Genomic DNA, 14,920 nt, shown 5'->3' with positions numbered 1-14,920 from the left:
TTATTTACTTTACTATTATGAAGAAGAAAACACTGGTTATGGGTGCTTCCTTGAAACCCAATAGATATTCCCATCTTGCTATTAATAAGCTCGTAAGATTTAAACAACCCACTGTGGCAATTGGTCTTAGAGAAGGGACGGTGGATGGTGTAAAGATCCATACAGAAATGGAAGATTTTGAAGATATAGATACCGTTACCTTATATCTTAATGCGAAAAGGCAGGAACAATATTACGATTATATCATTTCGCTGAATCCAAAGAGAGTGATCTTCAACCCTGGAACTGAAAACCCTGAGCTATACACCTTGCTTCGGAAGAATAATATTTACTTCGAAAATGCCTGTACGCTGGTACTACTTTCTTCTCAGCAATATTAATCCTAAGAAAGTTAGAAAACCATTCAGAATCAGGATAAAGAATCCAAATTCGAATCCAAGCCAGGCAAGACTGTTTACGCTGATGATATAAGAAAGGACCGGAGCAAGAATCGCAATTATCGGCACTAGTTTATCTTTTACCTGCCACTTCGTAAAAAGTCCAAAGGCATACAAACCAAGCAAGGGCCCGTAGGTGTACCCAGCAAACTGAAACAATTTGTTGATCACACTTTTATCTGCGATCGCATATTTAAAGACCAGCATTACCAGAATCAAAAGAACGGAGATCGCAATATGAATTTGCTTCCTGATCCTGATCTGTTTCTTCTCATCATATTTTTTTTCAATATCAAGGATATCGATACTGAAAGAGGTTGTCAAACTTGTAAGAGCGCTGTCTGCACTGGAATAAGCGGCAGCAATAAGTCCCAGAATAAAGAAAACTGCCACGGCAAAACCTAGATTACCGCTGGCGGCAATGGCAGGAAATAATTCATCTTTCGTTTCGGTAATACCATTCAAATCGGCATAGTCGGTTAAGAGTACTCCTAAAGCCAGAAATAAGAAGTTTACGAAAACGAGAACGATGGTAAACCAGAACATATTTTTTTGGGCATCCTTCAGGCTTCTACAGGTAAGGTTTTTTTGCATCATATCCTGATCCAGACCGGTCATGACGATAGCGATAAATGCTCCTGAAAGGAACTGTTTTACAAAGTGATCTTTGCTTTTCCAATCATCGAAGAAGAAGATCTGGGAATGCTCATTTTTAGCTAAATATTTCATGAGATTTGCTACAGAGAACCCGAGATCTTCAGAAATAAAATAGATGGTGATCCCCAATGCAAGCAGCATAAAGAATGTTTGCAGGGTATCTGTCCAGACGATGGTCTTTATTCCGCTTTTAAAGGTATACAACCAGATAAGCAGGATGGTGATAGAAACCGTAATATAGTATGGAACACCTAAAGCATCAAATACGATAAGCTGTAGCACATTTGCCACCAGGAATAGCCTGAAACTTGCACCAACAACCCGGCTTAGAAGAAAAAAAGAAGCACCTGTTTTATACGAAGCATTCCCAAATCGAGTATCTAGATAAGTATATATGGAGGTAAGATTAAGCTTATAATAGAGTGGAAGTAAAACCTGCCCGATCACTGCGTATCCAACTGTGTATCCAAGTACGACCTGGAAGTAACTAAAAGAATCGGTTTCAACGGTGCCGGGGATAGAAATAAAGGTGATCCCACTCAGTGAGGCACCAATCATTCCGAAAGCTACCAGATACCAGGGAGCCTGTTTATTCGCTTTGAAAAATTCAGCATTACTGCCTCCTCTTCCAGTGCCGTAGGAAATAAGAATAAGTACTGCAAAATAGGCGGCGATTAGAATTAGTACCTGGTATGGCTGCATAATTTTTCTTTAAAGCGGGCAATTTACAAATTAAGCTGAAGCTAATTTCATGCAACAAAAAAATCCTAAATTCGCGTATGGATTTTTCATCAAAATTACTGGAGCGGGCAGTAGACGAAATGTCTCAGTTGCCGGGAATAGGAAAGCGAACAGCGTTAAGACTGGTGCTTCACTTATTGAAGCAACCGGAGGAGCAGACCTCAAGGCTTTCAAAATCCCTGCTCGATCTTCGCGAGAATATAAAGCTTTGTAGTAATTGCTTCAATATTAGCGATACCGAGCTTTGTGAGATCTGTGCAAATCCCAATCGTGTTTCAGAAATTGTATGTGTGGTCGAAGATATTCGGGACGTGATGGCTATTGAAAATACCGGGCAGTATAGGGGGCATTATCATGTGCTTGGAGGAAAGATAAGTCCTATGGATGGGGTTGGACCTTCACAGTTAACGATCAAAGCTTTGACTGAAAAGGTTAGGGAAGGGAAGATCGAGGAGATCATATTTGCCTTGAGCAGCACACTGGAAGGCGATACAACGAACTTCTATATTTTCAAACAACTGGAAGGAACCGGAATCAAAACCTCTACGATCGCCAGAGGAATTTCTGTAGGAGATGAACTGGAATATGCAGATGAGGTGACCTTAGGAAGAAGTATTACTAATAGAATTCCTTTTGAAAACAGTCTTAAAAGCTAGAACTGGCCTAGAAACTAATTATATTAAGTAGCTAAAATTATCTGAATCTTTTTCAATTGCGTTGTTGAAATTGTAATTTTAGCGGGAGTTTGACAAACATGCTTGTTTGAAAGAATATCAGTATAATTCAATTTTATTGATTTTTTAATATTTAATAAGTGTTAATTTGATTAAATTCGCAACCTGAATAATAAAAATCGCATCTGATTTAACGATATGGCAAAATTTGAATTGAAGTTACCTAAAATGGGTGAAAGTGTTGCAGAGGCAACCATAACAAGCTGGCTTAAGGAAGTTGGAGATACTATTGAGATGGATGAGCCGGTACTTGAGATCGCTACAGACAAAGTTGATAGTGAAGTCCCTTCAGAAGTTGACGGGACCCTTGTGGAAAAACTTTTCGAAGCTGATGATGTGGTAAAAGTAGGTCAGGTGATCGCTATTATTGAAACCAATGGTGATGAAGATTCTTCTTCGGAAGAACAGGAGGAAGAAGCAGCTCCTGCTGAAGCAGCCGAAGTTTCAAAATCTGTTGAAACCGCCAAAGAAACTGCTTCCGCAGAAACTAGCGAAGATTATTCAGATTCTGATAAATTCTATTCTCCACTAGTAAAAAATATCGCGAAGGAAGAGGGAATTTCACTTTCTGAACTTGATTCTATAAATGGAACCGGGAAAGATTCACGGGTTACCAAAAATGATATTTTAGAGTACGTAGAGAACAGGAAAAAAGGCGGAAATACTGCAGCGGCGGAGTCAGCACCAAAAGCTGTTGAATCTAAAGGTATGGAGAAAAAAGTATCCAGTCAGCCAGAACCTGTAGTTAGCGGGGAAGATGAGATCATCGAGATGAGCAGAATGGGTAAAATGATCGCACATCATATGGTGGACAGCGTTCAGAAATCTGCTCATGTACAGTCATTTATTGAAGTAGATGTTACAAATATCTGGAACTGGAGAAATAAACATAAAAATGAATTTCAGAAGAAAGAAGGAGAGAAGCTAACTTTTACTCCAATTTTTATGGAAGCTGTGGCGAAAGCAATTCGTGATTTCCCGTTGGTGAATATTTCGGTAAATGAAGATGCTTCTAAAATTATCAAGAAGAAAAATATTAACCTTGGAATGGCTGCGGCACTTCCAGATGGTAATTTGATCGTTCCAGTGATAAAAAATGCAGACAGGCTGAATCTTGTTGGAATGGCGAAGGCGGTGAATGACCTGGCTAATCGCGCAAGACAGAATAAATTGAAACCGGACGATATCCAGGGAGGTACTTATACGGTAACCAACGTGGGGACTTTTGGAAGTATCATGGGTACTCCTATTATCAATCAGCCACAAGTAGGTATTCTTGCTCTTGGTGCAATTCGTAAAATGCCAGCGGTGATCGAAACTCCTGATGGCGATTTTATTGGAATACGATATAAGATGATCCTTTCTCACAGTTATGATCACCGTGTGGTGAACGGCGCCCTTGGAGGACAGTTCGTACAGCGTGTGGCTCAGTACCTGGAAGGATTTGACAAGGATCGCGAGATCTAGCTGTCCAGGATTATAATAACTATAGAAAGCTGTGAAGATAAACTTCGCAGCTTTTTTTTTACTGAAGATTATTTAAAAAAGAATCGAGCAATTTTAAAGCAGGATGTTTGCCATGCATTTTATCACTTTCCAAAATGGCATTTCTGTCCAAGTCTCTGTGACCTAAGATTGCTTCCGCCTTTTTACTACTAAGTTTACGAAAAGCCATAGACCAGTTTCTAAATTGGCGGTACTCAAGGAAATCGGAAGAAATTTCTACAACTGAATGGTGTCTCGGGTCCTTTTTAATTCTTTGAAAGAGATTGTCTACTGTTGAGGCTTCTCCTTCTATATATTGGATGAAAAGTCCCTGATATGAAATTAGTAAACCAGTAATATCACTCGCAGCATTATTTTTTCTGCTACTGTTGAGTAATGTTTCCATATCTGCATCTTTAAGTATATGCGATTGCTGGCTTATATAGGAGATGTATTTCAAAATGTATTGAGACTTGTAAGGGTTCAAATATAAAAAAGGTATTTTCAAAAACCAACTCCTCGATTTCGTTCAAAATCCCTTGCATTTGTATAGATTTTTTGCGTCTCGAAACCTCTTGCTGAATTTAATAGCGGCTCATAATTATAGTATATTTGCTACAAATAAATCATTTCTCATGGAGCTTAAACTTACCAGACCTATTTGCTTTTTTGACCTTGAAACTACGGGAACCAATATTTCCAAAGACCGTATTGTGGAAATGGCAGTGCTCAAAGTCTACCCAAACGGTAATAAAGAAAGCTATACCTGGCTGGTAAATCCCGAGTGTGAAATTCCTAAAGAGGTGATCGCAATTCATGGCATTGATAATGAAAAGGTAGCGAATGAGCCAACCTTCCAACAACTGGCAACGAAAGTTCATGATCTTATCAAAGGCTGTGATCTTGCCGGCTATAACTCCAATAGATTCGATATTCCATTACTCGCTGAGGAATTGCTTCGTGCGGGAATTGATTTTGAGATGAAGAATGTCGTTGCAGTAGATGTTCAAACGATCTTTCATAAAAAAGAACAGCGTACATTATCTGCGGCGTACCAGTTTTACTGCGGAAAAGAACTTGAAGGTGCACATGGAGCAGAAGCAGATACCGAAGCGACTTACGAAGTTTTAAAATCACAACTGGATCGATACAATGATCTTGAAAACGATATGAAGTGGCTGGCAGACTTTAGCTCTCGAAAGAAATTTGCAGATTTCGCCGGATTCATAAGTTTTGATAAAAAGGGAAGAGAAGTGTTTTCTTTTGGGAAGTATCGCGGAAAGCAGGTAGAACAGGTGCTTGAGGATGAACCTGGATATTTTGGCTGGATGCAAAATGCAGATTTCCCACTTTACACTAAGAAAGTACTTACTGCCATTAAATTGAGAAAGCTAAACACCAAACTATCCTGATTGAAAGCCTCCGTTTTCCTCTTAATCCTTTTCTTTACTACCGCTTTTAGTGTAGCTCAAAATTCCAGGATAACTGGAAGAGTAATCGATAGAGCTACTAATAAGGCCTTGCCATACGCTCATATCATGTTTCAGGATTACAGGCTTGGCACCAGCACAGATGAACAGGGTATGTTTGCATTCAATGTTGCAGACAGCCTGAAAAGTGATGTGCTCATATTTACCCATGTTGGTTATGAGCCGGAATTACTGAAAATCTCTGATTTGGAAAAACAGAGGTTAGTACCCATGAATGCACTTACCGAAGGTTTGGGTGAGGTAATGATCACACCTGTTAGGCATAATAGATCGTTTACTTACAGGCCTGATTGGCGCTTTGAAGCCGTTGGGATAGGAAATATGAACGCAGCGCTTTATCCTTCCACCATAGCGCGTTACTACCCGAAACCTGATAAGTTTGAGGCAGCCGCTTTTTTGAAAGAGATCACTGTTTATTTTTATGCTACGGAAGAACAAAAAGGCTTAAATCCGAAATTCCGTATTCATTTGTATAATGTAGACGAAAACGGACTTCCTGGGAAGGATATTACTCAGGACATCGTTGTTACCAAACCAATAGGTAAGAATAAAGTCGATGTGGAGTTAATTGACAAGAAAATTCAAATTCCTGAAGAAGGTTTTTACATAGGTCTTGAGCATATATTCATTGCGGAGAATGAATATTTCGAAGTCAAAGACTATTACATTAATAATGAACTTGTAGCTGAAGATTATAGAAACAAGCGTTATGGACCAGTTTATAAAGGAGTTTTCGCTCCTGAAGAATCCAACTTCCAAGTATATTTTTTCGAACCCGGAGGCTGGGTGGATATTAGAACCTGGGACATCACTTATAATAACAGGGAAGGGAAATATGTAATGCCCGAATTTAAAATCAAAATCACTGATTAGTATGAGGAGATTTTACAGTTTAATGGTTTTGCTGATGATAGCTATTTCTTCAAATGCTCAAAGTGAGATGATTGAAGGAGTAGTGGCCGATTCTGTTACCAAAGAACCTCTGTCGTTTGTCAATATCTATGTATTAAATACCAGTCAGGAGACCACTAGCAATAAAAATGGATATTTTCAGCTTAAGGAACCTAATCCAGGTCAAAATCTTCGGTTTGGGTATGTGGGTTACGATTCAAAAGATATCACCTATGCTAAGAAACAGATGGATACTATTTTTCTCTCCCAAAATAAGGAACAGCTAAACGAAGTAATTGTTCAGGCTCCTTTACAGGATAAAACCATTAAAATAAAAGCCTCAAAATCTAAAGATAGGTTAGGAATTTCAAATTCAGGAGACGATGAAGGAGCTCGTATATTCTTGTGCTTTTTTCCAAAGCCTTCAGAATTAAAAGATGAAGCTGCTTATCTCAAATCCGCAGAAATTTTTCTTTTTAAAGGTATAGGTAGTGTCAAGCGTGATTATATTTTCCGGATCCGGATCTTGAGTCTTACTGAAGATGCAGAACCAGGTTATGATCTCATTGATAATATTACTGTTACAGGGAGACCTGGGTCAAAGGTTCGTGTAGATCTAGAGGATGAAAGAATTCTTATTCCTGAGAATGGATTTCTGATAGGGGTGGAAGGCTTGCAGATTGACCAGAATTATATAAGAACCGCTAAGTTGCTTCTTGAAAATGGTAAGTATATGGATTTAAAAAAGTACGGTCCTACATTCAAAGCTGTGGAATCAAAAGTTCCGGTTTACTACCTAAGTAGAGGAGAATGGAAAAAAATGAAAATGCCGGTACCGGCAATGAACCTTGTAATCACCAATTAATATGAAAATTATTTGTGTAGGCAGAAATTATACAGATCATATTTCAGAATTGAAAAATGAGAAGCCGGAGGAACCTGTGCTATTTCAAAAGCCTGATACTTCGATCTTATTGAAAAAACAACCATTTTTCATCCCAGATTTTTCTAATGATATCCACTACGAAGTAGAGGTTTTAGTGAAGATCAAAAAAATAGGGAAACATATTCAGGAGAAATTTGCGAATAAATATTATGACGAAATAGGACTGGGAATTGACTTCACGGCAAGGGATCTTCAGAATAAACTTAAAGAAAAAGGGCTGCCCTGGGAGAAATCCAAAGCTTTCGATGGTGCTGCTGTGATATCAGACAAGTGGTTACAAAAAGAGCAACTACCTGCGGTAGATGAACTCAATTTCAGGCTCGAAAAAAATGAAGCTCTAGTACAATCTTCCTCAACCGCACATATGCTTTGGAAAATTGATGAATTAATTGCTTATATTTCGTCGTATTTCACCCTGAAAATTGGTGATATCATCTTTACGGGAACACCTGCCGGAGTAGGAAAAGTCGCTACAGACGACAGATTAACGGGTTACCTGGAAGATCAACAAATGTTTTCTATCAAAGTAAAATAATTTTGAATGAGTAATTACAATCTTGACGACGTTAAGGAAATGGCTGGCGGCGATGAAGAATTTTTGTTAGTAGTAGTCCAGACTTTTCTTGAAGAAATTCCGCCAGACGTTGCTGCGATGAATGAAGCCATTGATAATGATAATCCTTCACTGGCTTACCAGTACGCTCATAAAATGAAACCGAACCTTCAGATGTTTGGTCTAAACCTGATGGAGCAGATAAAAGTTATTGAAGCCTGGTCTAAGCATGGTCAAAGAAAGGATGAGGTACCGCAAGCTTCAGAAATTATCACTAAAAAGGTGGATGTTGCTTCAGAAGCTCTAAAAAGAGACTTTAATCTAGGATGAAAGCTGAAATCGTAACCATTGGTGATGAGATCCTTATTGGACAGATCGTGGATACAAACTCGGTTTTTATTTCCAAGGAACTTAATAAAATTGGCGTAAGCGTTCACCAGATCACTTCTATTCAGGATGATCGTGAACATATATTGCAAACCTTGGGAGAGGCTTCTTCCCGGGCAGATATCATCATTATAACGGGAGGTTTGGGACCTACTAAAGACGATATTACCAAGAAATGTCTTTGTGAATTCTTCGATGATACCCTTGTAAAAAATGATAAGGTTCTCCATCATATTGAAGAGCTTTTCAAAAAATATATAGACACGCCAATTTCAGACCTTAACCGGGAGCAGGCGATGTTGCCATCCAAGGCTGTTGCACTACATAACGAATATGGAACCGCTGCAGGAATGTGGTTTAAGAAAGGAAATCAGGTCTTTGTATCCATGCCGGGCGTGCCATATGAAATGCGCGGACTCATGGAGCACGAGATCATCCCTCGAATAATGACTGAATTTTCCAGACCGGTTATTCTACATAAAACGGTTATTACCCTTGGGCTTGGAGAAAGCGCGATCGCCGAACGTATAGAAGCCTGGGAGGATCAATTACCTGCGCATATCAAGCTTGCTTATTTACCTAATCTTGGCAGAGTAAGACTCAGACTTAGTGCACGAGGGACAGATCACAAGGAGCTGGAAGATGCCATAGATGAACAGATCATTGAGTTGCGAAAGCTCATTGGGGACATCATGTATGGTTTTGAAGATGATGATCCAGTAGAAATGGTCATTGCCAGGCTACTTGAAAAAAATAAATGGACGCTTTCTACTGCGGAAAGTTGTACAGGAGGTCGACTGGCTTCCAGGTTTACAGAGGCGCCAGGTTCCTCTAAGACTTTCAAAGGAAGCGTGGTATGTTATGCAACCCAATCTAAAATTGATCTGCTGGAGGTTCCCGAAAATCTAATAAAAGAAAAGTCTGTAGTAAGTGCTGAAGTTGCTAGAGCTATGGCAGAAGGAGCCCGTAAAAAGTTTAATACAGATTTTGCTCTATCTACTACCGGTAATGCCGGACCTGAAAAAGGTGATAGCGAAGCAGAAGTTGGTACCGTTTTTATGGGACTGGCTACTCCCGGGGAAACACTTGCGTTTGAATTTATGTTTAGCAATCACCGGGAGAAGGTGATAGGTAAAACAGTGAATAAAAGCCTGCAGATCTTACTGGAACAATTACTAAAACTTCAGTCTACAGATTGAGACTCAATCTAATATCTTAAACTTTTTTAAAAATTGGTATTTGATCCTTTGATCATTATCATTAAAAAAATGTATTTTTGCATCCGCTCAGGCTTAATGGCGGTACTTAACGGCGATTCGAGAAGAATATTTTCAGAGTAAAATATTTTTTTTCATTTTGTTGTCTGTTAGGTAAAAAAATCGTTAATTTGCAGCCTGTTTTGAAATAACGAGAAAAGTATAGAGCAATGTCAAGAGTTTGTGAACTTACCGGGAAAAAAGCAATGGTTGGGAATAATGTTTCTCACGCCATGAACAAGACTAAACGTAAATTTAACGCCAATCTGGTTAAAAAACGTTTTTTCCTTCCTGAAGAAGATAGATGGATCACTTTAAAAGTGTGTACATCTGCATTAAAAGATATCAATAAAAAAGGCATTTCTGCCGTAATTAAGGAAGCTAAAGCAAAAGGATTTCTTCAGAAATAATCCCAAGCAGCACCTAAAAATATTTCACAATGGCAAAGAAAGGTAACAGAGTTCAGGTAATTCTAGAGTGTACAGAGCATAAAGCAACTGGACAACCAGGTACTTCAAGATATATTACTACAAAAAATAAGAAGAATACACCGGATAGAATGGAGTTGAAGAAATTCAATCCTATTCTTAAGAAAATGACGGTTCATAAAGAAATTAAATAATTGAGTCATGGCAAAGAAATCAGTAGCATCTATTCAAACAGGATCTAAAAGATTAACCAAAGCAATAAAAATGGTTAAATCTGAGAAAACCGGTGCCTACACATTTGTAGAACAAATCATGGCTCCGGAAGACGTTAACGACTTCTTGAAGAAGTAAGTATCGTTCACAAACGATTTTAGATAATCATAAAAAGCCGTCCTGGATTTATTCTGGACGGCTTTTTCTTTTTATGTATCTTTATTGCCGTAAAAAAGGGGCCGAATGGCTTCTTTTACATATTAACCTGCCAGAATAAAATGAGTTTATTTAAAAAGATATTTTCTAAAGAGAAAAAAGAAAACCTTGACAAGGGACTGGAAAAATCCAAAGCCAGTTTTTTTGATAAAATGAGCAAGGCAGTTGCCGGAAAAACCAAAGTTGATGAAGAGGTTTTGGATGATCTGGAAAACGTACTTGTAAGTAGCGATGTGGGAGTTGCTACCACCATTAAGATCATTAATAGAATTGAAGAACGCGTTGCCAGGGATAAATACCTCGGTACAGATGAGCTAAATAAAATTCTACGGGAAGAGATTGCGGCATTACTATCTGAAACCAATAAGGGTGAAGGTTCAGACATTAGCCTTCCTGAAGGGAAAAAGCCTTACGTCATAATGGTGGTTGGTGTAAACGGTGTTGGTAAGACCACCACGATCGGGAAACTTGCCAATCAGTTTAAAAATTCAGGTAAAAAGGTAGTACTAGGTGCGGCAGATACTTTTCGAGCCGCTGCGATTGATCAGTTACAAATCTGGGCTGATCGTACAGATGTACCAATCATTAAGCAGAAAATGGGAAGCGATCCCGCTTCTGTTGCTTTTGATACGGTGCAAAGTGCTGTGAAGCTAGGTGCAGATGTGGTTCTTATTGATACTGCCGGAAGATTGCACAACAAGGTGAACCTGATGAAGGAACTTACCAAGATCAAAAGAGTAATGCAAAAAACCATTCCAGAAGCACCTCATGAAGTGATGCTGGTGTTGGATGGTTCTACCGGGCAGAATGCTTTTGAGCAGGCTAAGCAGTTTACTGCGGCCACAGAAGTAACTTCGCTTGCTGTTACCAAACTGGACGGTACGGCAAAAGGTGGTGTGGTGATTGGGATTAGTGATCAATTTCAGATTCCTGTAAAATATATTGGCGTAGGGGAAAGAGTAGAGGATTTACAGGTTTTTAATAAATATGAATTCGTAGACTCATTCTTTAAATAATGAAACAATTTTTTCTTCTTTTCGTACTGGCAATTCTGCTGACTTCCTGTAAAAATGATCCAGAAAATTCAGAAGAATTTCAAACTGAACAAGATTCTACTTCGGTTTCTTCGGAAGAGCGGGAATTTAAAGTACTGGATTCAGAATATATTACGGCAGACAGTTTATGGGTGCCATTTGAGAAAGATTTAGATGAATTTACTTCCGAAGTTTATGAGGAAGTAAAAGCTTTGGTTTTCGAAAAGTCCATTCCGGAAATTCAGGAATCTATCGCCTCCGGAAAACTTACTTACGAAGAGCTATCATTATTTTACTTAACCAGAATCAGAGAATATGACCGCGAAAACGAGCTTTCTCTTAATTCGGTGATTTCTCTGAATCCTGATCTTATTGCTGAAGCAAGAAAAAAAGATGAGCAACTAAAGAACTCAACCAACAATCATCCTATTTACGGCATTCCGGTACTGCTGAAGGATAATATCAATACCAAGGCTATGCCAACTACAGCCGGTGCTGAAGCCTTAAAAGGAAATCAAACAGGTGATGCATTCATAGTAGAGCGACTTAAAAAGAAAGGTGCTCTTATTCTTGGCAAAGCCAATCTAAGTGAATGGGCTTATTTCTTTTGTGGTGAATGTCCAAGTGGATATTCGGCAGTTGGAGGACAAACTCTGAATCCTTATGGTAGAAAAATCCATGATACCGGCGGATCGAGTTCAGGAAGCGGAGTAGCCGTAGCGGCGAATCTTGCATCTGTCGCAGTAGGCTCTGAAACATCAGGTTCCATCCTGTCTCCATCAAGTTCAAATTCCATTGTGGGATTAAAGCCAACGATAGGTTTGCTAAGTCGCGGTGGGATTGTACCTATTTCAAGTACTCTAGACACTCCTGGTCCTATGACCAGATCTGTGATTGATAACGCGATCCTGCTTTCTGCGATGACCGGTGTTGATTCAGAAGATCCTGCTTCTTCCGTAGCAAAACAGCCTGCAAACCTTTATAAGGATCTTAAAAACTCCAGTCTTAAAGGAAAACGATTTGGAGTGATCAAAAGTTTAAAATCAGATTCTTTATACGTTAGGGCAGTGGCTGACCTTGAGAAAGCCGGCGCGACTATTATTGAGTATGAAGCGGAAGAGATTGATCTTCCAAATTTCTTAAGATTACTGAACCTGGATATGCAAAAGGATCTTCCAGAATATTTTAAAAAATATGGTGGAGAAGTTGATTTCCAGAATGTTCAGGATGTCGTAGATTATAATGCTATGGATTCAGTAAAAAGAGCTCCTTACGGACAGGCTTTATTCCTGGGAATTTTGAAGGATTCAGCCAGTACTGAGGAATTTGCAGCGATCAAGGATACTTTGAAAACCAACGGTACACGATTTCTAAGTAAACCTATGAAAGAGCATGATCTAGATGCGATCATCTCTATCAATAATTATCATGCTGGATATGCCGCGGTAGCAAAATATCCTGCGATCACGGTTCCTATGGGGTATACTTCAGAGAATCAACCTATGGGATTAACTTTTATAAGTGAACCTTTTTCTGAAAAGCAATTGCTGGAATTTGCATACGCATTTGAAAAGACTTCCAAACGTAGAAAAACACCAAAGGATTATAATGAGTGAAAAAGCAGACAGATATCTGGTCCTGATTTCTAAAATAATATTTTTTTACAGCATCTTTTTCGTTGTGATGAAAGTCATTTCAATGTTTCAGGGTGCATGGGTGATCCCGAATTTAATTCTGTCTCTACCATATCTAGTTTTTGGACTGGTTGGCGGTTATATGGTAAAATCTAATAGGTATCACTGGGCATATGTGATCGCTGGGGTTATCTTGATAAGTATCGTTCGGTATTATGAAGTAGAGTGGATGCTGCAGCTGCAGGAACACTTTTCATAACTAATGCACTAGAGACTTTTTTCTACTTGAAATCTTTACAGAAAGTTTAGGTTACCAATCGCGACCTATACAAACCTGAATTAATACCAATTAGTTTATTCAGCTTAAAATTAGGTGTATAAATTTTACACCTTATCTTTGCACCCGCTTAGATTTTTGGATTCAGAATTCTTAAGCATTTAGAAAGCAATATATTATGAGGACGAAATCGCTTAAAAAGAATAGAATTAATGTAGTAACTCTGGGTTGTAGCAAGAATGTTTACGATTCAGAAGTTTTGATGGGGCAGCTTCAGGCGAATGATAAAGATGTGGTTCATGAAGGCGAAGGTAATATTGTAGTGATCAATACCTGTGGTTTTATTGATAACGCAAAGGAACAGTCGGTTAATACAATTCTTGAATTCGTTGAGAAAAAGCAGGAAGGCTCTGTAGATAAAGTGTTTGTAACCGGTTGTTTAAGTGAGCGTTACAAACCAGATCTTCAAAAGGAAATTCCAGATGTGGATCAATATTTTGGAACTACTGAACTACCAGGATTGCTTTCAGCTCTGGAAGCCGATTATAAGCATGAATTAATTGGTGAACGTCTAACAACTACGCCAAAAAATTACGCATACCTAAAGATTGCTGAAGGTTGTGACAGACCATGTTCTTTTTGTGCTATTCCATTAATGCGTGGTGGACATAAGTCGACACCAATCGAAAACCTCGTGATAGAGGCGGAGAAACTTGCTGCGAACGGAGTCAAGGAACTCATTTTGATCGCGCAGGATCTTACCTATTACGGTCTGGATCTATATAAGAAAAGAAACCTCGCAGAATTGCTGGAAAATCTGGTTAAGGTAGAAGGTATTGAATGGATTCGTTTGCATTATGCTTTTCCTACGGGATTCCCAATGGACGTTCTCGATGTAATGAACAGAGAACCCAAGGTTTGTAATTATCTTGATATTCCTCTACAACATATTAATGATGATCTTCTGAAGTCCATGCGACGAGGAACCACTCATGAAAAAACCACTAATTTGCTTAAGAAGTTCAGAGCAACTGTTCCAGAAATGGCGATTAGAACTACTCTTATTGTTGGTTATCCAGGTGAGACGGAAGCGAACTTCCAGGAATTGAAAGAATGGGTTCAGGAAATGCGCTTTGAAAGACTTGGATGTTTTACTTATTCTCACGAAGAAAATACACATGCATTTAATCTTGTAGATGATGTTCCACAGGAAGTAAAGCAGGAACGTGCAAACCAGATCATGGAAATTCAGTCTCAGATCTCCTGGGAACTGAATCAGCAAAAGATCGGGAAGATTGTTAATGTCATTATAGACAGAAAAGAAGGTAATTACTTTATTGGTAGAACTGAAGCAGATTCACCAGATGTTGACAATGAGGTTTTGATCGATGCCACGACAGTTTATCTAAAGACCGGTGATTTTTACGAAGTTGAAATTACAGATGCTGCCGACTTTGATCTTTACGGTAAGCCTATCAACGTAGAAACCAGGAAGCCTGTTCGTAAAGAACTTAAGATCCGCACAGTCTAATTTAAAAACC

At 38.8% G+C, this 14,920-nt stretch carries 18 protein-coding genes; 16 read left to right on the top strand and 2 right to left on the bottom strand.

The genetic code is table 11. The features are described 5' to 3' along the window. Nucleotides 1–17: 17 nt before the first annotated feature. Entirely contained in the window at nt 18–380 is a 363-nt protein-coding gene (locus tag ACNKXS_RS08445) for a CoA-binding protein (protein WP_417920499.1), read from the top strand. Here ACNKXS_RS08445 and ACNKXS_RS08440 read toward each other — a convergent pair. Beyond that, nucleotides 357–1,796 carry a sodium:solute symporter gene (locus ACNKXS_RS08440; RefSeq protein WP_417920498.1) on the bottom strand — a complete coding sequence of 480 codons (1,440 nt, stop codon included), beginning with the start codon at nt 1,794–1,796 and terminating at the stop codon, nt 357–359. The genes ACNKXS_RS08445 and ACNKXS_RS08440 overlap by 24 nt on opposite strands. Before the next feature lie 77 nt (nt 1,797–1,873). On the opposite strand from ACNKXS_RS08440, the gene recR reads away from it, so the two are divergent. Then, nucleotides 1,874–2,491, top strand: coding sequence for a recombination mediator RecR (gene recR / locus ACNKXS_RS08435; protein WP_417920497.1), 618 nt, complete (start codon nt 1,874–1,876; stop codon nt 2,489–2,491). Between the two features lie 216 nt (nt 2,492–2,707). Beyond that, nucleotides 2,708–4,036 (top strand): dihydrolipoamide acetyltransferase family protein, encoded by a 1,329-nt coding sequence (locus ACNKXS_RS08430; protein WP_417920496.1) that lies wholly within the window; start codon nt 2,708–2,710, stop codon nt 4,034–4,036. Nucleotides 4,037–4,094: 58 nt separating this feature from the next. On the opposite strand, the gene ACNKXS_RS08425 is transcribed toward ACNKXS_RS08430, so the two are convergent. After that, the gene (locus ACNKXS_RS08425; RefSeq protein ID WP_417920844.1) at nt 4,095–4,514 is read right to left on the bottom strand and encodes a BLUF domain-containing protein; all 420 of its coding nucleotides are present in this window, start codon (nt 4,512–4,514) and stop codon (nt 4,095–4,097) included. A gap of 175 nt (nt 4,515–4,689) precedes the next feature. Here ACNKXS_RS08425 and ACNKXS_RS08420 point away from each other — a divergent pair, with 175 nt between their 5' ends. The 13 genes from ACNKXS_RS08420 to rimO all read left to right on the top strand — a co-directional run bounded on the left by ACNKXS_RS08420 (nt 4,690) and on the right by rimO (nt 14,910). Continuing rightward, the gene (locus ACNKXS_RS08420; RefSeq protein WP_295178789.1) at nt 4,690–5,466 is read left to right on the top strand and encodes a 3'-5' exonuclease; all 777 of its coding nucleotides are present in this window, start codon (nt 4,690–4,692) and stop codon (nt 5,464–5,466) included. Beyond that, nucleotides 5,467–6,417 (top strand): carboxypeptidase-like regulatory domain-containing protein, encoded by a 951-nt coding sequence (locus ACNKXS_RS08415; RefSeq protein ID WP_417920495.1) that lies wholly within the window; start codon nt 5,467–5,469, stop codon nt 6,415–6,417. It abuts the gene before it with no gap. A gap of 1 nt (nt 6,418) precedes the next feature. Further along, nucleotides 6,419–7,300 (top strand): carboxypeptidase-like regulatory domain-containing protein, encoded by an 882-nt coding sequence (locus ACNKXS_RS08410; RefSeq protein WP_417920494.1) that lies wholly within the window; start codon nt 6,419–6,421, stop codon nt 7,298–7,300. 1 nt (nt 7,301) lies between these two features. Continuing rightward, entirely contained in the window at nt 7,302–7,916 is a 615-nt protein-coding gene (locus ACNKXS_RS08405; RefSeq protein ID WP_417920493.1) for a fumarylacetoacetate hydrolase family protein, read from the top strand. A gap of 6 nt (nt 7,917–7,922) precedes the next feature. Beyond that, on the top strand, nt 7,923–8,264 hold the full coding sequence (locus ACNKXS_RS08400; protein ID WP_417920492.1) for an Hpt domain-containing protein: 342 nt from the start codon (nt 7,923–7,925) through the stop codon (nt 8,262–8,264). Further along, nucleotides 8,261–9,520: a competence/damage-inducible protein A gene (locus ACNKXS_RS08395; protein WP_417920491.1), complete on the top strand. Its 1,260-nt coding sequence runs from the start codon at nt 8,261–8,263 to the stop codon at nt 9,518–9,520. The genes ACNKXS_RS08400 and ACNKXS_RS08395 overlap by 4 nt, the downstream gene beginning before the upstream one ends. A 227-nt stretch (nt 9,521–9,747) precedes the next feature. Beyond that, a complete protein-coding gene (gene rpmB, locus ACNKXS_RS08390) occupies nt 9,748–9,987 on the top strand; it encodes a 50S ribosomal protein L28 (protein ID WP_026915534.1) in 240 nt (79 codons plus the stop codon). 29 nt (nt 9,988–10,016) lie between these two features. After that, nucleotides 10,017–10,199, top strand: a complete 183-nt coding sequence (gene rpmG / locus ACNKXS_RS08385) for a 50S ribosomal protein L33 (protein WP_057480125.1) — start codon at nt 10,017–10,019, stop codon at nt 10,197–10,199. A 7-nt stretch (nt 10,200–10,206) separates the two neighbouring features. Beyond that, a complete protein-coding gene (locus ACNKXS_RS08380) occupies nt 10,207–10,356 on the top strand; it encodes a DUF4295 domain-containing protein (RefSeq protein WP_084509775.1) in 150 nt (49 codons plus the stop codon). Nucleotides 10,357–10,496: 140 nt separating this feature from the next. Next, nucleotides 10,497–11,450 carry a signal recognition particle-docking protein FtsY gene (gene ftsY / locus ACNKXS_RS08375; RefSeq protein ID WP_141877210.1) on the top strand — a complete coding sequence of 318 codons (954 nt, stop codon included), beginning with the start codon at nt 10,497–10,499 and terminating at the stop codon, nt 11,448–11,450. Further along, nucleotides 11,450–13,084 carry an amidase family protein gene (locus ACNKXS_RS08370; protein ID WP_417920490.1) on the top strand — a complete coding sequence of 545 codons (1,635 nt, stop codon included), beginning with the start codon at nt 11,450–11,452 and terminating at the stop codon, nt 13,082–13,084. Before ftsY ends, ACNKXS_RS08370 begins: the two co-directional genes overlap by 1 nt. Continuing rightward, complete coding sequence (locus ACNKXS_RS08365) at nt 13,077–13,361, top strand: hypothetical protein (protein WP_417920489.1); 285 nt, start codon at nt 13,077–13,079, stop codon at nt 13,359–13,361. Before ACNKXS_RS08370 ends, ACNKXS_RS08365 begins: the two co-directional genes overlap by 8 nt. Before the next feature lie 196 nt (nt 13,362–13,557). Next, entirely contained in the window at nt 13,558–14,910 is a 1,353-nt protein-coding gene (gene rimO, locus ACNKXS_RS08360) for a 30S ribosomal protein S12 methylthiotransferase RimO (protein WP_417920488.1), read from the top strand. Nucleotides 14,911–14,920: the final 10 nt, after the last annotated feature.

Origin of the sequence: Christiangramia marina (genome assembly GCF_048285865.1) — a bacterium.
In the GTDB taxonomy this organism is placed as follows: domain Bacteria; phylum Bacteroidota; class Bacteroidia; order Flavobacteriales; family Flavobacteriaceae; genus Christiangramia; species Christiangramia marina.
Note: the sequence above shows the minus strand (reverse complement) of the source record. Positions and strands in the feature narration are given on the sequence as shown.